Origin of the sequence: Bradyrhizobium sp. SZCCT0153 (assembly GCF_018129995.1) — a bacterium.
Classification (GTDB): Bacteria; Pseudomonadota; Alphaproteobacteria; order Rhizobiales; family Xanthobacteraceae; genus Bradyrhizobium; species Bradyrhizobium japonicum_G.
This window is the reverse complement of the sequence record NZ_JAFCKS010000002.1, coordinates 1024172-1041887: the sequence shown is the minus strand read 5'-3', so window position 1 is coordinate 1041887 and position 17716 is coordinate 1024172. Positions and strand designations below refer to the sequence as shown.

Below are 17716 nucleotides of genomic sequence, written 5' to 3'. Positions count from 1 at the left end.
AGTGTCTGATGCGAACTGACATGGTGCCGGGAGCAACCTTCCCGGATTACGAGCTGAGCGACCACACCGGCAAGCACCGAAAGCTCTCGGATCTGCAGGCGGCCGATCCCATGGTGCTCGTTCTCGGTCGCGGCGGATTCTGTCCGAAGGATCGCCGCCAGGCCGAAGGCCTGCTGCAACTCCATCGCGAGATGGAGGTGGGCTATTGCCGGCTAGTCACGATCACCACCGACAACATCGCCCAGACCAACGAGTATCGCAGCGGTGTCGGAGCGCACTGGCCCTTCCTGTCGGATTCGCGGCGCCTCGTTCAGAAGGACCTCGATATCGCCGAATACACCGATCCCGTCCACAATCCGATGATCCCCCACGTCATCGTGCTCGAGCCCCGCCTCGTCGTTCACAGGATCTACAATGGCTACTGGTTCTTCGGCCGTCCGTCGGTCGAAGAGCTTCGCCAGGATCTGCGAGCGGTCAGCATGAAGTGCCGTCCGGATTGGGACATCACCGCGGCCGGGCTGAAAGCTCTCTGGGAGCAAGGCCGCAAGGAGCATTTTTATCCTTACGGCAAGCCTTACGTCGAAACTCTCGGCGGACAGGATTAGAACGCCGGGAACCATCTTCCCGTCAGGTTGGTTGATGCATCTCAGCACCCCATCTGGCGCCCGACAGGAAGCCCAAGGAACCCTCATGTGCCGCTGGATCGCATACCGGGGCGAGACGACCTCGTTCGAACCTTACGTCACCGAGCCCGAGCATTCGCTGATCGCGCAAAGCATGCGCTCGCTGCAGTCGACGGCGGGCTCCAATGGCGACGGCTTTGGTCTCGGTTGGTATGGCGAACATCCGGAACCCGGCCTTTATCGTGAAACACGCCCCGCCTGGTCGGACGAGAATCTCCGCTATCTCTGCCGCCATCTGCGCTCGCATCTGTTTTTCGCCCATGTGCGCGCCGCAACCGGCACGGCGGTGACGCGGCAGAATTGTCATCCCTTTGCCTGCGGCCAGTGGATGTTCATGCACAACGGATTCGTCGGCAGCTGGAATCGCCTGCGGCGCAAGGTCGAGGCGTTGATCCCCGATGCCTATTACCCTTCGCGGCTGGGCACGACCGATTCCGAGGCCGTGTTCCTCGCCATGATGGGCGCGGGCCTCGATGCCGATCCGCTCGGCGCAACGCAAGCCGTGCTGCAAGCCCTCGTCGGCCTCGTCAACGAAGGCCAGCTCCGCGAGCGGCTGCGCTTCACCAGCGCGATCTCGAATGGCCGCGACCTCTACGCCTTTCGAATTGCAGTCAACGACGCCGCGAACACGCTGTACTTCCGCGAGGCCGGCGGCCAGGTCATCGTGGTATCCGAGCCGTTCGACAAGGAAACGGACTGGACGGAAGTCCCCGCGAATCACGCCCTGATCGCGCGCGCGTCCGAAAGCGCGAAAATTGTTCCGTTTGACCTTGCAATTTCCGGTGAGTCCCCCGCGGAACCCGCACCGGTCAGAAGGATTATCGCCCGCAGGTAATACCTTGGCCGGGTGCACGATGACATTTGCTTCAGACGTTCTGAAACTGCTGCGGCTCGATTCTTCCGACGACAAGCAGCATCTCGTCATCCGCTCCGCCGGCGGAGGCGGCAAGGCGGAGGAATATTCGTTCGGCATCGAGGAGGAATACTTCCTCGCCGACCGCCGTAGCCTTGAAGTCGCGATCCAGACTCCCAACGAGCTGTTCGAATCGGCGAACTGGTCGACCGGCGGCCAGGCGATGCGCGAGATGCTGCAGTCCCAGATCGAGGTCGCCACCAACGTTCACGTCGACGTCAACGACGCGCGCGAAGAGCTCCGTTTCCTGCGCCGCGAAGTCGCCAACGTCGCCGCGCAATACGGCTTCGTGATCATGGCCTGCGGCACGCATCCGACCGCGGTCTGGCGCATGTCACAGCCGAGCCCGAAGCCGCGCTACGAGGAGATGATCGAGGATCTGCGCAGCATCGGTCACCGCAACATGATGTGCGGCATGCATGTCCACGTCCAGTTGCCAGATCCCGAAAAGCGCATGGCGGTGATGCGGGCGATGCTGCCGTATCTGCCGTTGTTCATCGCCCTGTCGGCTTCCTCCCCGTTCTGGAATTCGCACAAGACCGGACTGAAAGGCTACCGGCTCGCCGCCTATTCAGAGCTGCCGCGTACCGGCCTGCCCGAATTGTTCGAGAGCAGGCAGGACTACGACGAATATGTCGGCGCGTTGCAGCGCTCCGGCGTGATCCCTGATGAAAGTCACATCTGGTGGGCCATGCGTCCATCCATGAAGCACCCGACCCTGGAGTTGCGCGCGCCCGACACCTGCACGTTCGTCGACGACGCCGTTGCCATCGCCTCGCTCTATCGCTGCCTGACCCGCTATCTCTATCTGCGGCCTTACCTGTCGAAACAGGTCACCGCGGTCGAGCGCGCGGTCGCGGTGGAGAACAAATGGCGCGCCCAGCGCTACGGCACCGATTGCATCTTTGCCTCCAGGGACGGGCCGGTCACCATCGCGGAGCTGCTCGCGCGCGCGATCGACGACATCGCCGAGGACGCGGCCGCGCTGAATTGCGCCGCGGAGGTCGAGCACTGCCGGACCATCGTGGAGCGCGGAAGCTCCGCGGAATTCCAGCTGCGCTCCTTCCGCGAGAACGGGGATGACATCGGGTCCGTCTCGCGCTGGATCGCAGATGCGACCATCTCCGGCACGAGCGCCCCGGCCGCCGGCCTCAGAGCGCACTCATAGCGCCCGCGTAAGCTTCGGGGACGACAATGTCGTTCCTGAGTTTGGAAGATCGCGGAGAAGAGGATGAATCGCGTCACGTGTTGTGCCGGCTGCGGCCACGGACTTATTCCGATGCTCTCGGCCAAAGGGCGCCCGGAGCTGAGCTGCCTGTGGTGCGAACTGATCGACGCGCGGGCGATGGACATGGCGAAGTGGGCCGACAGCCCCTCCGGCAAGCCCGTGCGGACGGTCCGTCGGTCGTTCGAATGAACAGCTTCAAACACCCGGCCGCTGGCCTTTGCTGATCGGCAGCTGCACGTCCGCGCGAGGACTTGCCGACAAATTAGCCAGGACAGGCGTCGTCACTGGACCTGATGGCTCGGCGAAGCGGCCCCGGCCGGCTGGTGAAACGCGCCATCTAACCTCAGGTGCAACCTCGATTTTTCTTCGCGTTGCGTCGGGCCGGAGAGCCCGCGTGCCGGGCGGCATCTCGACTGGCCCAAAATTCGCAAGGCAACGTCAGGCCTGATTGCCTGCTCCCCCACGAATTCGAGCTGCAGGCTGCGTGCGCCCGGACGACCGGATGAGCGGCCAGATCGGAGAATGCCATGAACGTGCATGCCGCCGGCGATCTCAAATTCACCGGCCTCACCCGCCCGGATGGCGCGCCCCTTCGCCTCAACGCACAGGATTTCGTGGCGATCGACCGCGACCGGAATGCGAAGTTCGAGGCGACGTACCGGCCGCAGGCCCTCTACAATCGCGCCAACGAGGGCTTTCACGCCAACAACGAAACTTTCCTGCTGCACGAAGTCGCGACCAACCTGCCGATCTATCTTCCCGACACCGGCCCCACCGACTTCCATCTCCATCTGCCGCCGGGCGGCTTCCAGCTCGTGCTGGTCACCTCGGGCGCGTTCACCTTCGACTATGACGGCCGCTTCTATAATGTCGGCCCGGGCGCGGTGATGCTGCAAAGCGCGATCGTGCACCGCCAGCTGTTCTACACCTGGTCGGGCCTGTCGACCGAAGAGAATCTGAAGACGCCGCAGACGGTGGTGCCGGATCCGATCTCGATGGGCTATTCGGGCAAATTCCTCGAAGCCTTCATCACCGATCCCACCACCTTTCCGAACCCGACCATCGTCGGTCCGGACCAGATCAACGAAGCCGAGACGCCGCGCGTGGCCTGGAGCCACCCTCTGCACGATCGTCCCGTCGATGCAGGCTTTTGGCTTCAGGACCCCTTGGCGCTGGATGCGCTGTTCAAGCCGCTGATCGACGGCACCGTCAAATCATCCATGCCGGTTTACGTGCGCGATATCGGGATCGAAGTCCCGAGCGGTCATCTCGTCGCCGGCCATATCATCGCAACCGACCCGCGCGGCCAATCGCTGCTGCCGAAGAGCACGTCGGCTGCAGCCGACGCCACCTGTTTCGCCAAGGGCGAGGTCGCGATCTACCGCGTCATTCGCGGCAGCGCAGAATTCAAGAACAAGGCCGGAGAGACCTTCGAGCTCGCCGCCGGTGACGTGGTGACGGCGGGCAAGAACGCGATCAGTCTCACGGGCATCGGCGAAAACACCCAGGTGCTCCGGCTCGGCCTGCTCAAGGGCATGAACGACCTGCGCAGCTGGACACCGACGCAGCGCGATGAGATCGACGGTCTCGCCGGTCAGATCATCACGCAGAAGGACATCCGTCCGCTGCGGACCGAGGGCATGCCGGTCGGGTATCTGTACGGGTAGCCGCACAAGAAACGGCCCGCCGAAGCGGGCCGTCGGGATCTCGATTAGCGCAACGATCAGCCGTAGAGCTGCCGCTCCTTGCGAACCTCGTCGGCACCGTAAGGCTTGCTGGCCGGATCGAACGATTTCCATCCGGCCTTCTGCCAGGCGGCACTGCGGTCACGCAAATTGACAGCAGACTCGTCTAGGATCGAATCAAGGCGCGATCGTTCCGCATCCGCCACACGGGCCGACACGAGCGTGCCTCCGCGACGGACGCCCTCTGCATAAGTGTCGGCATCCTCCCGCGAAACCCCGGCTTCAGTCAGCGCTCCAACGACGCCGCCGGTAGCGGCTCCCGCCGCCGCACCGACCGCGGTCGCGGCGAGCCAGCCGGCAGCGACGACCGGTCCGAGACCAGGAATTGCGAGCAGGCCGAGACCGGCAAGAAGGCCGGCAGTGCCACCCACGCCCGCGCCGATGCCGGCACCCTTGCCTGCACCTTCGGCGCGATCGTCAACGCCATCGCGGTCACGATCCACCTTCTTGTCGGTGTTGAACCAGCTGTCCGAATTGTTGGCGACGATGCTGATGTCCGAATGCGGCACGCCGGCAGCTTCGAGACGCTGAACCGCCTGCTGCGCACTGGTGTAATTGTCGTAGAGACGAGAAATTGTAACGGTCATTTTGATTGCCTCTTTATTTGCTTACTTGGCCGAATTGACGTTGCCTTGAAAGTCGACGCTGACGGCAGAAGCCGATCCGCCCTTGCTGGCCTGGCCGCGCCAGACGCCATTGTCGTCCTTCTTCAACTCGGTGACGTTGGCATAGCCAGCATCCTCGAGCTTCGATTTGGCTTGCCCTTCGGTGAAACTGTTGCGCCCGGCGACAGGAGTGTCGGAGTTGTTCTGACCGGTCGTGTTGACCGCGTTGTTGTTTGGCCCCGACTGCGCCGGCGGATTTTGCGCGGAGGCCGGGGCAGCCGCGAATGCTGTGGCCGCTGCGAATAAAGAAATGCAAACGAAGAGTGACGGGCGTTTCATGATTGTCTCCAGTGACTAAGGAGTGACCCAAGCCCGCATCGGAGCTTTAGTTCCTACCTTTCGCCCCGTGACATCTCCTTCACGCTCAGGTTCTGAAGAATATCATCCACGTGACAGCCGATGAGGACTGCGAGTTCCCCGCTCACATCCAGCAGCATCAGGACACCAGGACCGAGTTCGCCTTGGCGCGCTTCGACTGCAGTCTCGACGATGCGCCCGCTGTTGTCTTGGTCCATCACATCGGTCTCGCATTCGGAGGGATCGGTTTGACCGTTTCCTGGACTAGCGGAGTCGTAGCTGCTGCGCGAACGTTGCGCGCGGATCGATGCCGCATGTCCACCCTGAAGACACCCGCTCCCTGGCCTTCGATCAACGTCCAGAATCGACGCATTCATGGGGTTAGGAACATCCCTCCATCCTTTCTGTTGCATCTGCACGACATGATCCGTGAATGCGCATGCCGTCCCCAAAAATGGAGATTTGACCATGCGTGCACTCTGTTGGCACGGCAAAGGCGACGTCCGGGCAGACACGGTCCCGGATTTCAAGATCCAGCATCCGCGTGACGCGATCATCAGGATTACCGCCTGCGCTATCTGCGGCTCTACCGGAAATTCAGCGACAAAAAAGCCGGCGTCATCAAGGTCGTGATGAGACCAGGACGTTAACCCGGAAGCGTCCCCTCCTACTCTCCAACAACTGGCCCCGGTCAGCGAAAGTGTCACATGCGCATACTGAAAAGACGTTCGCCATCTTTGGCGGCCACGACCCTTCATGCTCTCGCGGAATATCCGTTCGCCTCCGCCCTTGTCGCGGCAGCCGGCCTGATGGCAGCGGCCGCGGTCGTCAATCGGCGCCTTGCCGACAAGGCGCAGCGCGACAACCCGCCTCAAGGACGATTCATCGACGTCGACGGAGTTCGCCTGCATTACGTCGAGCGCGGATCCGGACGCCCCTTGGTCCTGCTCCATGGCAATGGCAGCATGATCCAGGATTTCGAGTCGAGCGGCCTGATCGACCTCGCTGCCAAGGACTATCGCGTCATCGTGTTCGATCGTCCCGGCTTCGGCCACAGCCTGAGGCCCCGCAATGTGGTGTGGACGCCTGCGGCTCAAGCCGACCTCTTCAAGGATGCGCTCGCGCATTTGGGCGTCGAGAAGGCGATCGTGCTCGGACATTCCTGGGGAGCGTCAGTTGCGATCGCCTTGGCAAGCAGACATCGCTCAATGGTCGAGGCCCTGATACTGGCATCGGGCTATTATTTCCCGACGGCCCGCACCGACGCGATGATGGCGATGGCCGGGCCGGCGATCCCGGGATTTGGCGATATCCTCAGTCACACGATCTCCCCGATCTTCAGCCGTCTGATGTGGCCGGCAATGCTGCGTCAGCTGTTCGGACCAAAATCCGTCCCGCAAAAATTCGATGGCTTCCCCAAATCACTGGCCGTGCGTCCATCGCAGCTTCGGGCCGGCGCGGCCGAGGCGGCGCTGATGGTGCCTGCTGCAATGCTGTCTGCGAAGACCTATGGCGAACTGGCCATGCCGGTCACCATCATGGCCGGCGAGGATGACCGTCTCATCGACATCGACGAGCAGTCCGGCCGGCTGCATGACGAAATCAAGCACAGCAAGATGCGCCGCGTCCCGAATGCCGGTCACATGATCCAGCAGTCGGATACGGCCGACCTGATGGCCGCCATCGACGAGGCCGCGGCGGGAACGCTGCACTGAGAGCTCAGTCACGTCAGGCGCATCTGATCGCGGCGCGATCCGAATTAGGAACGTCCGATACAGCGCTCAGTTGGCCCCGGTATCTCCTGCAATCGAAGGTCCTTCCATGTATCATCACGTCAAGAAGCTCATGTTTACAGTCCGGGTCGATGAGCCCGATCCGCGGTTCGGCAATATGCTGCTGGAGCAATTCGGCGGAGCCAACGGCGAGCTGGCGGCCGCCATGCAGTATTCCATTCAGGGTCTCAACTGCGACGATCCGGATCGCAAGGACCTCCTGATGGATATCGGAACCGAGGAATTGAGTCACCTCGAGGTCGTCGGATCGCTCGCGCGCTTGCACTTGAAGCCCATGAAGTTCGATCGCGAAGCGGCGGAAGCCGATCCTTTGATCGCGATCGCCGGAGGCGGCGGCGTCGGCCTGTTCAACTCGCAGGGCAACGCCTGGACCGCCGACTACCTCAAGATCACCGGCGAGCTCGACGTCGACCTGCGCAGCAACATCGCGGCCGAAGCCCGCGCCAAGATCGTCTACGAACGGCTGATCAATTTCTGTGATGACGCCGGCACCAAGGACGCCTTGCAATTCCTGATGACGCGCGAAATCACCCACATGAAGGCGTTCTCGCGCGCGCTGGAAAGCATGAACAAGCCCGCGTTCAGTATCGGCCGCATCGCTCCGACGCCCGGTCTCGTGGACCAGTTCTTCAACGATTCAACCGGGTCCGGCGACAACGGAGAAATCGACACACGAGGTCCCTGGAACGAGGGCGAAGATTGGGTTTTCACGCAATCCCCGGCACTCCAGAGCGGCGATTCCGGCACGGCGCCTTCGATCGTTGCCGAGAGTTCGCCGTCGGAACCTCTCGTCGGCCTTGACGACCTGCTGATCGATCAGTTGCGTGACCTCCTGCATGCGGAGAGGCAATTGACCAAAGCGCTGCCGCAGATGATCGAGGCCGCCCGCTACGACCAGCTCGGCGAGCTCTTCACCGTCCATCTGGCCGAAACTGAAGCGCAGATCGAGCGTCTGGACGGGTGCTTCGAACTGCTCGGCAAGAAGCCCCGCGCCAGGACCTGCAAGGGCATGCAGGGACTTGTCGAAGAAGGCGGCGAAGTGATCAAGGAGGGTGCCAGGAAGGACGATGCCGCCGCTGATCTCGCGTTGACCGGTGCGGCACAGCGGGTCGAGCACTACGAGATTGCCGGCTACACGACTGCCCGCAACCTGGCGCAGCAGTTGCGTCACGGCGGCGTCGTCGCGCTGCTTTCGAAGAATCTGGCCGAGGAAGAAAACGCAGATCAACTGCTCAATCAGGTCGCGCGTTCGTTGATGTCGGTCGCGAAAATGCCCGCCGCGATCGAACAGAGCTTCGTCGAAGACGAGCCCGCCGGAGGATAAGCCGCGTTTTGACAATAAATCCGGGCGGCCCCATGAAGGGCCGCCTGATTAGTGCCACCACCCGGAAGGCTTCACATGATGCGGAAGATCCAAGAGCATGCTTGCCTGGCCTGCAACGGCACGGGCTTTCCCCCGTCGGTACAATCGGCATCTACGGGCCGCAGGATCTACCCTGTCAAATGCGCGGTCTGCCAAGGTAAGGGAAGGATACCGGAGGCCGATCAAGGCAGCCTCGATGCTTCGGTCTCTTGACCTCGAACGTGAATTTGACCGGGGCAGGATGGTTAGCTTTCGCTTCCACCATGCCCCGGTTTGCACGGCCGCTTGGATTGCTTCACGCGGCATGCGGGTTGACGATTGCATAGCCTCGCACCGAACGCGGATGAAGTCGCGTTGCGTGCCCGCCTGAATTTGCGTCATATGCCAACCACGTGTCGCCACCAAGGTGCTGCTCCAGCACAAAAACGTGCCCTCGCCGCGCCGCTACCATTCCGGCTGCAGGTGGTGTGCGCGGAAAGCGGAGCCAGTTAGCCGCAAGGTTCAATTCCGGCACGATGCGACCAAACACGCGTATCGCCGCGCCGCAACCGCAGAAAGAACCAGGGCAGCCAGCTGGGCGACTACCGACAATTTGACCGCGAGGGACATTTGCTTCGGCTACGCTGATACGTCGCTCCGCCGCAGTACGCTCTTCCAACAACCCCGGCCGTCGAGCGTAACGCGAAGCCTTCTCGCTGCGCGATAGTGGAGACGAGAAATCACACGGCATGGTCACATTGCATTCTGGAACCTGACCAGTACGGATGCCGCGAGCTTCCGACGCGATGGATCCGGTAACAACGAAGACCGACGCAATAATAAATTGCTTGAACATGCAGAACTCCACACTGAAGGGTCCTGCCCCGAATTCAGAAACCAATGTCAGGCGGGCGGAATTGTGCCGAGAGAGCGGCTAATTTCCGGCAATCCGTTCAGCAGACGCAGGTCAAACCGTCGGCAGATCGCGGAACTGGCTGACAGCTGACGCTGCCGGGCGCCGCCAGTTAAGCAACCTCACTTCGGTCTCTCGGCTGCGCGCCCAGAAGAATGTCACGATAGGACGAACGCTCGTCCCGATGCACAAGGCACCTTGGGGCCAAATGACAGCCCGCCGCGCGATAAGAAAACAGTCCGGTGATTGCCGCCCCTACTCCGCCGCCTGACGCACGTGGCGCGCGGTCGGCGTGCGCATGGTGACGAGTTCTTCGGCCGCGGTCGGATGCAGCGCAATCGTGGAATCGAAATCGGCCTTGGTCGCCTTCATCTTCACCGCGATCGCGACCGCCTGGGTGACCTCGGCGGCGGCATCGCCGACGATGTGGCAGCCAAGCACGCGGTCGGTCGAGCCGTCGACCACGAGCTTCATCAGCACGCGGGTGTCGCGGCCCGACATCGTCGCCTTGATCGGGCGGAACGTCGTCTTGTAGATGTCGACATGGCTGAACTGCGCCCGCGCCTCGGTCTCGGTAAGACCGACGGTGCCGACCTCCGGCTGCGAGAACACCGCAGTCGGGATGTTGGCGTGATCGACCCTGACCTCGCGCTTGCCGAACACGGTGTCGGCAAACGCATGCCCCTCGCGGATCGCGACCGGCGTCAGGTTGAAGCGGTGCGTGACGTCGCCGATCGCATAGATGCTGTCGACCGAGCTCTTCGAGAAATGATCGACCGCGATGCCGCCGTTCTTCGGATTGATGGTAACGCCGGCCTTCTCCAGGCCGAGATTGGCCACCGCCGGATGACGGCCGATCGCGAACATCACCTGGTCGGAGGCAAGGCTCGACCCGTTCGACAGATGCGTGGTGAATTCCTCGCCGTGGCGATCGACCTTCGCCACCGTGCAGCCGGTGAGGATGGTGATGCCCTGCTTCTCCATCTCGGCGCGGACGTGGGTGCGGACGTCCTCGTCAAAGCCGCGCAGGATGTTGTCGCCGCGGTAGATCACGGTGACGTCGGAGCCGAAGCCGGCGAAGATGCCGGCGAATTCCAGCGCGATGTAGCCGCCGCCCTGGATCACGATCCGCCTCGGCAGCTTCTTGAGGTGAAAGGCTTCGTTGGAGGAGATCACATGCTCGATGCCGGGGATGGAGGCGCCGTGATTGGGCGCTCCGCCGGTGGCGATCAGGATGTATCTTGCGGAGATCTTCCTGCCGTTCTCGAGCAGGCGGACGGTGTGCTCGTCCTCGATCACCGCGCGGCTCTTGACGATCTGCGCGCCCGATTTCTCGACATTGGCGGTGTAAGCCGCCTCGAGCCGCGCGATCTCCTTGTCCTTGTTGGCGATCAGCGTCGACCAGTCGAAGCTCGCGGGCGGAACGGTCCAGCCGAAACCGGCGGCGTCCTCGAGCTCGTGACGGAAATGCGAGCCGATCACGAACAGCTTCTTCGGCACGCAGCCGCGGATCACGCAGGTGCCGCCCATGCGGTACTCTTCCGCGATCATCACACGGGCGCCGTAGCCGGCCGCGATGCGGGCGGCACGCACGCCGCCCGAACCGCCACCGATGACGAAGAGGTCGACGTCGAATTCAGCCATTGTCCACTCCGACCTCTCCTAGAGCACGATCCGGATTCTGATCAGATAGGTTCGATCAGATCTCCTTGCCACGCTTGCGCATCTCGGCGCGGAAGGCGCCCATCACGATCTCGGAGAAGCTCTGGGCCCAGGAGTTCATGAAGGCCATGCTGAGGCCGATGGCGCGCGGCTCGGCGTCGATCAGTTTCTTGCCCAGCGGCGACTTGTAGAAGGTGACGAGATCCTTCAGCTCCTGCTCGGTGAACTCGCTGGCATAGATCTGCGCCATGCCATCGCCGATCTCGCTCTGGCGTCCCTGGAGCTGCTGGGCGACGATCGGGGCGACTTCGTTGAGATCCTTCTGGTAATTGAGGTTCTGCTGGGTCAGCACGCCCTTGGTCTTCTCGACGAGGCCGGGCACGGCGCCGGCATACATCGCAGCGGCGTTCTTGATCTGCAAAATCTCCTTGGCCGCAGCGAGCGCCGCCGGCGAAGCCTTCGGCACGCCCGGGGCCACCGCAGCCTTCGGGGCCGGCTGCTGGGCGACAGCCGGAACGGCTGCGACCGCCAGTCCCGCAGCGAGGGCCGCGGCCGGCAAGAATCTCAAAACGCTGTTCATTCCTAGTCTCCTTTCGGCTTTCGCCGTTCAACCACGCGAATCCCCTCGCCACCCGCCAAAACAGCCGAGCTGGCCAAGCCGATGAACAGACCATGCTCGACGACGCCGGGGATCGCGCTCAACGCCTTGGCGAGACGAGCCGGATCCACGATCTTTCCAAGCTGGGCATCGACGATCCAGTGGCCGCCATCGGTGACGAAAACGTGGCCATCCTTGCCCTTGCGGACCGCCATTTGCCCGGAAACGCCGCATTGCGCAAATGCCTTCTCGATCGCGCGGCGCGTCGCGCCGAGCCCGAACGGGATGACCTCGACCGGCAGCGGAAAGCGGCCGAGCGTCGGCACCCATTTGGTGTCGTCGGCAATCACGATCATGCGATCCGAAGCGGCCGCGACGATCTTCTCGCGCAGAAGCGCGCCCCCGCCACCCTTGATCAGATTGAGCTCGGGATCGATCTCGTCGGCGCCGTCGACGGTGATGTCGAGATGGTCGATCTCATCGAGCGTGGTCAGCGGCACGCCGCAGCGCGCCGCGTCGAGGCGCGTCGCCTCTGAGGTCGGCACGCCGATCACCTTGAGCCCGGCGGCGACGCGCTCGCCGAGCAGTTCGACGAAATGTTTCGCGGTCGAGCCGGTGCCGAGCCCGAGCTGCATGCCGTCACGCACCTCCTCGAGGGCGCGCGCCGCAGCCTGCCGCTTCAACTGGTCCATGTTCACGATGCGCCCGCCTCTGGATGAAGACCGTGCCGCCGATATAGCCGGTTGCGGCGGCCTATGTAGCCTCGTTTTTTCCGCCGGAACAGGCCTGCGGGCCTATCTTATAAGGTGATCTTATGGCTCCGGCCCTTGCGCCGGCGGGGCCGGACCGATAGCGCTTCCGACATGACCTCCCCCTACACCCTCGTCTTCGATCTCGACGGCACGCTTGTGGATACGGCGCCCGACCTGATCACCGCGCTGAATTACGTGCTCGACCGCGAAGGGCTGCCGCCCGTGCCGATGGCCTCGGCACGGAACATGATCGGCGCCGGCGCCCGCAAGCTGATCGAGCGGGGGCTGGAGGCCGAGGGCCGCACGGTCACGCCTTCGGACATGGACCGAATGACGGCGGATTTCATCGCTTATTATGCCGATCATATCGCGGTCGAATCCCGGCCCTTCGAGGGGCTGGAGGCCGCGCTCGACCATTTTGCCGCCCAGGGCCATCGGCTCGCGGTCTGCACCAACAAGCTGGAATGGCTGTCGAAGCGGCTGCTGGACCAGCTCGACCTCAGCAGGCGCTTCGCGGCGATCTGCGGCGCCGACACGTTTGGCGTCCAGAAGCCCGACCCGACCATTTTCCGCGAAACCGTGGCGCGCGCCGGCGGCGCGATCAAAGCCAGCATCATGGTCGGCGATGCCGGAACCGATGTCGGAGTGGCCCGCAGGGCCGGGGTGCCCGTGATCGGGGTCAGCTTCGGCTACACGGACGTGCCGATCGCCGAGCTGAAGCCGGACCGGCTGATCCATCACATGCGCGACCTGCCGGCCGCAGCCCATAGCCTGATGACGGCGTAGGCGCTCTCAACACGTTGATATGTCGTCGATATTCCGGGGAACCCTGCGTTAACCATCTATTAACTATGCGCAGCCCGCCGGTTGCCTGGCTGGAACGACGCCCCTAAGTTCGCTCGGGGATGTGGCGGTTCGTCGCAGAAGATTGGGATGGTCATGCGTCGTGTCAGCGCGATTGCGTTAGCGGGGGCGAGCCTCCTCGGGGCAACCAGCCTTGGCGGTTGCTCTTCAATGTCTTGGGACATGTTCAAATCGGCGCCGCCGACCGTCCAGGTCCGGCTCGAATCCAATCCCCCCGGGGCTGACGCCACGACCTCACTTGGTTCGGGCTGCAAAACCCCCTGCTCCGTCTCGGTTCCGGCCCCCGACGCCCCCTTCACGGTGGCTTTCGCCCTGCCCAAATACCAGCCGGTCAGCGTCCCGGTGAACGTGATCAAGAATCCCGGCGATTTCACCACACCCGCCTCGGTCACCACGGACCCCAGTCCGGTGTTCGCGGAACTTCAGCCGGCCGCCCCGCCGAAACCGGTCCGCAAGCCGCACCGGCCGAAGAAGCCGAAACCGGCTGCAGCCGCCGCACCGGCCGATGCTGCACCTGCTGCAGGATCGCCGTTCCCCGATCCGACCACGGGCAAGCGCTGACCCAAGCTTGGACCTGCGTCACGCTCGCGATTGTCCTTGGGCATCGCCATGCTTAGATTGCGTCCAGCGCGGCGTTGAAGCAAAGCTTTGCCGTCGCCGTAAGTGACAAGGCATTTGGTATGAACGGACTTTCCGCGAGCCCCCGAGCAGCGCTGTCGAGCGCCATGACCGATCCGTTCGGGCGGACCATCTCGTATTTGCGCGTGTCCGTCACCGACCGCTGCGACCTGCGCTGCTTCTATTGCATGTCGGAAGACATGACGTTCCTGCCCAAGGCGGACCTGTTGACGCTCGAAGAGCTCGACCGGCTCTGCTCGGCCTTCATCGCCAAGGGCGTGAAGAAGCTGCGGCTCACGGGCGGCGAGCCGCTGGTCCGTCGCAACGTGATGACGCTGGTGCGCTCGCTGTCGCGGCATCTGTCGAGCGGCGCCTTGAGCGAGCTGACGCTGACCACCAACGGCACCCAGCTTGCGAAATACGCCCAGGAGCTCGCCGATTGCGGCGTCCGCCGCATCAACGTCTCTCTCGACACGCTCGACCCGCGAAAGTTTCGCGAGATCACCCGCTGGGGCGAGATCGACAAGGTGCTGGAAGGCATCGAGGCCGCGCGCGCCGCGGGCCTCGCCGTGAAGATCAACGCCGTGGCCCTGAAGAACCTCAACGAGGAAGAGCTGCCCGAACTGATGCGCTGGGCCCACGGCAAGGGCATGGGCCTGACGCTCATCGAGGTCATGCCGATGGGCGAGATCGGCTCGGGCCGCATCGACCAGTATCTGCCGCTGTCGCTGGTGCGCGCGCGCCTCGCCCAGCAATTCACGTTGACGGACTTAAGCGAGACCACCGGCGGGCCGGCGCGCTATGTCAGCGTCGCCGAGACCGGCGGCAAGCTCGGCTTCATCACGCCGATGACCCACAATTTCTGCGAATCCTGCAACCGGGTGCGGATCACCTGCACGGGCACGCTGCACACCTGCCTCGGCCACGAGGACGCGTCCGATCTGCGCAAACCTCTGCGTGCATCCGATGACAATACGCTGCTTGCGGATGCGATCGACCGCGCCATTGGGCTGAAGCCGAAGGGCCACGATTTCATCATCGACCGCCGCCACGACCGCCCCAGCGTCTCCAGGCACATGAGCGTCACCGGCGGCTAGCGTCAACTTGTCTCTTCCGGGCGATTTCCCTTAACAATCAACAAACTTCCAATTGACGGACGGCACGCCCGCTGGTTTTGTGCGGCGGCCTCATGCCTGCGCGGCGAGACAAGCCGACGCGCCCAAGTCGGCGCAGACAAGACGGCCGGGGCATAAGCGGGGAGGACCTATCTTGACAGCGCTCCTGAAACTGAGCGGCGGCATCGACGCGTTTACACGCTGGACGGGCAAGCGCCTGGCCTGGTTGATTTTGGTCGCCGTGATCATCTCGGCGGTCAATGCGATCGTGCGCAAGACCTTCGACACGTCTTCGAATTCATGGCTCGAGTTGCAATGGGTGCTGTTCAGCATCGTCTTCCTGCTGTGCTCGTCCTGGACGCTGCTGGACAACGAGCACATCCGGATCGACATCGTCAACGCCATGCTGCCGAAGCAGATGCGCAACGTCATCGACCTGGTCGGGCACCTGTTCTTCCTGATACCGCTGACCGTCGTCATGATCATCACCGGCGTACCGTTCTTCCTGCGTTCGTTCCAGATCAACGAGCAATCAGGCAATGCCGGCGGCTTGCCGCAATGGCCGGCCAAGTCACTCATCATGATCGGCTTCGCGATGCTGCTCGTTCAGGCCATCTCCGAGTTGATCAAGCGGATCGCCATCATGCGCGGCATGATTCCGGATCCTCACGAGTCGCAGGTTTCGGCGCTGGAGGCCGAGGTCGAGCATCTCGTTGAAGCGATCGAAAAGAAGTAATCGGCGAGCGGCCTTCGTAGGGGGATTCAATGACCGCGTTTATTATCGCCAATATGGCGCCGATCATGTTTGCGTCGCTGGTGGTCGTGCTGCTGCTCGGCTACCCGGCGGCATTTTCGCTCGGCGCCGTGGGGCTGTTCTTCGCCGTGATCGGCATCCAGCTCGGCGAATTCCATCCGGATTTCCTGCAGGCCCTGCCTGAGCGCGTCTACGGCGTGATGAACAACGACACGCTGCTTGCCATTCCATTCTTCACTTTCATGGGACTGGTGCTCGAGCGCTCCGGCATGGCCGAGGATTTGCTCGACACCATCGGCCAGTTGTTCGGCACCATCCGCGGCGGCCTTGCCTATGCCGTCGTCTTCGTCGGCGCGCTGCTCGCGGCAACCACCGGCGTGGTCGCGGCATCGGTGATCTCCATGGGGCTGATCTCCCTCCCGATCATGCTGCGCTACGGCTACGACCGCCGCGTGGCGACCGGCATCATCGCCGCGTCCGGCACGCTGGCCCAGATCATTCCGCCCTCGCTCGTTCTCATCGTGATGGCCGATCAGCTCGGCAAGTCGGTCGGAGACATGTACGAGGGCGCGTTCATACCGGGCCTCGTGCTCGCCGGCCTGTACGCGGGATATGCCTTTCTGGTCAGCCTGATCTTCCCGAAAGCGGTGCCGGGCCTGCCGAAGGAAGCGATCGGCTTCCGCGAGGAAAACGGCAGCCGTGGCCTGCCTTCGCTCGGCGTGCTGTTTCTCGCAAGCTGCGTGTTCGGATGGCTCATGATGCGAAATTCGGACACGCATGGCGCCGATTTCGTGGTGCTGAGCATGTTCTTCGGCATCCTGTTCGCGTTCGCCGTCGCAGTCGTGAACTGGATCGTCGACAAGCTCACCGGCTTCCGCTTCCTCTCGAAGATGGCGCAGCAGACGACATTCGTGATGGTGCCGCCGCTGTTCCTGATCTTCCTGGTGCTGGGGACGATCTTCATCGGCGTCGCCACTCCGACGGAAGGCGGCGCGATGGGCGCAGCCGGCGCCCTCATACTCGGCGCCATGAAGCGGCGGCTGACCTGGGACCTGGTTCGCCAGGCCACCGAATCGACGGCAAAGCTTTCGGCCTTCGTCGTTTTCATCCTGGTCGGCGCCCGCGTGTTCTCGCTGACTTTCTACGGTGTCAACGGCCATGTCTGGGTCGAGCATCTCCTGACCTCGCTGCCCGGCGGCCAGATCGGCTTCCTCATCTTCGTCAACGCCTTCGTCTTCGTGCTGGCCTTCTTCCTCGATTTCTTCGAGCTCGCCTTCATCGTGATTCCGCTGCTCGGGCCGGCTGCCGAGCATCTCGGCATCGACCTGATCTGGTTCGGCGTCATCCTCGGCGTCAACATGCAGACCTCGTTCATGCATCCGCCATTCGGCTTTGCGTTGTTCTACCTGCGCTCGGTCGCGCCGAAGGAGCGCTACACCGACCGCGTCACCGGCAAGAGGATGGAGCCGGTCACGACGGGACAGATCTACTGGGGCGCGGTACCGTTCGTCGTCATCCAGGTCGTCATGGTACTGCTCGTGATCATGTTCCCGTCGATGGTGATGCACTACAAGGGCGTGCAGTCCACCGTCGATCCCAACACCATCAAGATCGAAATTCCGCAGATCGACCTGCCGCCGCTCGATTTCGGCCAGCCGAAGCAGTAGCTGGCGCGGTTCCCGCCTAGCCCTCCCCCACAAGGCAGGGCTATCGCATATGATAGCGGGAGGTTTCCGAAAGAGCTCGGCCTGCATGGTTCGAGACGCCCGCTTTG

19 protein-coding genes and 1 pseudogene are annotated in these 17716 nt (G+C 63.1%); 13 read left to right on the top strand and 7 right to left on the bottom strand.

Annotation, left to right across the window (positions count from 1 at the left end; all coding sequences use genetic code 11):
- The first annotated feature begins 8 nt into the window (after nucleotides 1-8).
- The 5 genes from JQ572_RS12510 to JQ572_RS12490 all read left to right on the top strand — a co-directional run bounded on the left by JQ572_RS12510 (nucleotide 9) and on the right by JQ572_RS12490 (nucleotide 4491).
- Nucleotides 9-605, top strand: a complete 597-nt coding sequence (locus JQ572_RS12510; protein WP_211383303.1) for a redoxin domain-containing protein — start codon at nucleotides 9-11, stop codon at nucleotides 603-605.
- Between the two features lie 85 nt (nucleotides 606-690).
- Nucleotides 691-1518, top strand: coding sequence for a class II glutamine amidotransferase (locus JQ572_RS12505; RefSeq protein WP_211383302.1), 828 nt, complete (start codon nucleotides 691-693; stop codon nucleotides 1516-1518).
- Nucleotides 1519-1537: 19 nt separating this feature from the next.
- On the top strand, nucleotides 1538-2764 hold the full coding sequence (locus tag JQ572_RS12500; protein WP_211383301.1) for a carboxylate-amine ligase: 1227 nt from the start codon (nucleotides 1538-1540) through the stop codon (nucleotides 2762-2764).
- 63 nt (nucleotides 2765-2827) lie between these two features.
- Entirely contained in the window at nucleotides 2828-3013 is a 186-nt protein-coding gene (locus tag JQ572_RS12495; protein WP_211383300.1) for a hypothetical protein, read from the top strand.
- Nucleotides 3014-3351: 338 nt separating this feature from the next.
- Entirely contained in the window at nucleotides 3352-4491 is a 1140-nt protein-coding gene (locus JQ572_RS12490; protein ID WP_211383299.1) for a hypothetical protein, read from the top strand.
- Between the two features lie 56 nt (nucleotides 4492-4547).
- Here JQ572_RS12490 and JQ572_RS12485 read toward each other — a convergent pair whose 3' ends face one another.
- The 3 genes from JQ572_RS12485 to JQ572_RS12475 are packed head-to-tail and all read right to left on the bottom strand — an operon-like array spanning nucleotide 4548 to nucleotide 5749.
- A complete protein-coding gene (locus JQ572_RS12485) occupies nucleotides 4548-5156 on the bottom strand; it encodes a general stress protein (RefSeq protein ID WP_211383298.1) in 609 nt (202 codons plus the stop codon).
- A gap of 21 nt (nucleotides 5157-5177) precedes the next feature.
- Nucleotides 5178-5513 carry a hypothetical protein gene (locus JQ572_RS12480; protein ID WP_211383297.1) on the bottom strand — a complete coding sequence of 112 codons (336 nt, stop codon included), beginning with the start codon at nucleotides 5511-5513 and terminating at the stop codon, nucleotides 5178-5180.
- A gap of 53 nt (nucleotides 5514-5566) precedes the next feature.
- Nucleotides 5567-5749 (bottom strand): hypothetical protein, encoded by a 183-nt coding sequence (locus tag JQ572_RS12475; RefSeq protein ID WP_211383567.1) that lies wholly within the window; start codon nucleotides 5747-5749, stop codon nucleotides 5567-5569.
- Between the two features lie 250 nt (nucleotides 5750-5999).
- Here JQ572_RS12475 and JQ572_RS12470 point away from each other — a divergent pair.
- From JQ572_RS12470 to JQ572_RS12460, 3 genes and pseudogenes are all read left to right on the top strand, one after another.
- Nucleotides 6000-6119, top strand: a pseudogene (locus tag JQ572_RS12470) (glutathione-dependent formaldehyde dehydrogenase); the annotation flags it as partial.
- 119 nt (nucleotides 6120-6238) lie between these two features.
- The gene (locus tag JQ572_RS12465) at nucleotides 6239-7246 is read left to right on the top strand and encodes an alpha/beta fold hydrolase (RefSeq protein ID WP_211383296.1); all 1008 of its coding nucleotides are present in this window, start codon (nucleotides 6239-6241) and stop codon (nucleotides 7244-7246) included.
- A gap of 106 nt (nucleotides 7247-7352) precedes the next feature.
- Entirely contained in the window at nucleotides 7353-8648 is a 1296-nt protein-coding gene (locus JQ572_RS12460) for a DUF892 family protein (protein WP_211383295.1), read from the top strand.
- Between the two features lie 334 nt (nucleotides 8649-8982).
- Here the strand turns inward: JQ572_RS12460 and JQ572_RS12455 are convergent, their stop codons facing one another.
- From JQ572_RS12455 to rpiA, 4 genes are all read right to left on the bottom strand, one after another.
- Nucleotides 8983-9522 carry a hypothetical protein gene (locus JQ572_RS12455; protein WP_211383294.1) on the bottom strand — a complete coding sequence of 180 codons (540 nt, stop codon included), beginning with the start codon at nucleotides 9520-9522 and terminating at the stop codon, nucleotides 8983-8985.
- Between the two features lie 312 nt (nucleotides 9523-9834).
- A complete protein-coding gene (gene gor, locus JQ572_RS12450; RefSeq protein ID WP_211383293.1) occupies nucleotides 9835-11223 on the bottom strand; it encodes a glutathione-disulfide reductase in 1389 nt (462 codons plus the stop codon).
- A gap of 55 nt (nucleotides 11224-11278) precedes the next feature.
- On the bottom strand, nucleotides 11279-11821 hold the full coding sequence (locus JQ572_RS12445) for a DUF2059 domain-containing protein (protein ID WP_211383292.1): 543 nt from the start codon (nucleotides 11819-11821) through the stop codon (nucleotides 11279-11281).
- Between the two features lie 2 nt (nucleotides 11822-11823).
- Nucleotides 11824-12537: a ribose-5-phosphate isomerase RpiA gene (rpiA, locus tag JQ572_RS12440; RefSeq protein WP_211383291.1), complete on the bottom strand. Its 714-nt coding sequence runs from the start codon at nucleotides 12535-12537 to the stop codon at nucleotides 11824-11826.
- A 165-nt stretch (nucleotides 12538-12702) separates the two neighbouring features.
- On the opposite strand from rpiA, the gene JQ572_RS12435 reads away from it, so the two are divergent.
- The 5 genes from JQ572_RS12435 (at nucleotide 12703) to JQ572_RS12415 (ending at nucleotide 17609) form a co-directional block, all read left to right on the top strand.
- Entirely contained in the window at nucleotides 12703-13377 is a 675-nt protein-coding gene (locus tag JQ572_RS12435; protein ID WP_211383290.1) for an HAD-IA family hydrolase, read from the top strand.
- 153 nt (nucleotides 13378-13530) lie between these two features.
- On the top strand, nucleotides 13531-14016 hold the full coding sequence (locus JQ572_RS12430) for a hypothetical protein (protein WP_211383553.1): 486 nt from the start codon (nucleotides 13531-13533) through the stop codon (nucleotides 14014-14016).
- Between the two features lie 119 nt (nucleotides 14017-14135).
- A complete protein-coding gene (moaA, locus tag JQ572_RS12425) occupies nucleotides 14136-15170 on the top strand; it encodes a GTP 3',8-cyclase MoaA (protein WP_211383289.1) in 1035 nt (344 codons plus the stop codon).
- Between the two features lie 172 nt (nucleotides 15171-15342).
- Entirely contained in the window at nucleotides 15343-15924 is a 582-nt protein-coding gene (locus tag JQ572_RS12420) for a TRAP transporter small permease subunit (RefSeq protein ID WP_211383288.1), read from the top strand.
- A gap of 29 nt (nucleotides 15925-15953) precedes the next feature.
- Entirely contained in the window at nucleotides 15954-17609 is a 1656-nt protein-coding gene (locus tag JQ572_RS12415) for a TRAP transporter large permease (protein WP_211383287.1), read from the top strand.
- Nucleotides 17610-17716 lie beyond the last annotated feature (107 nt).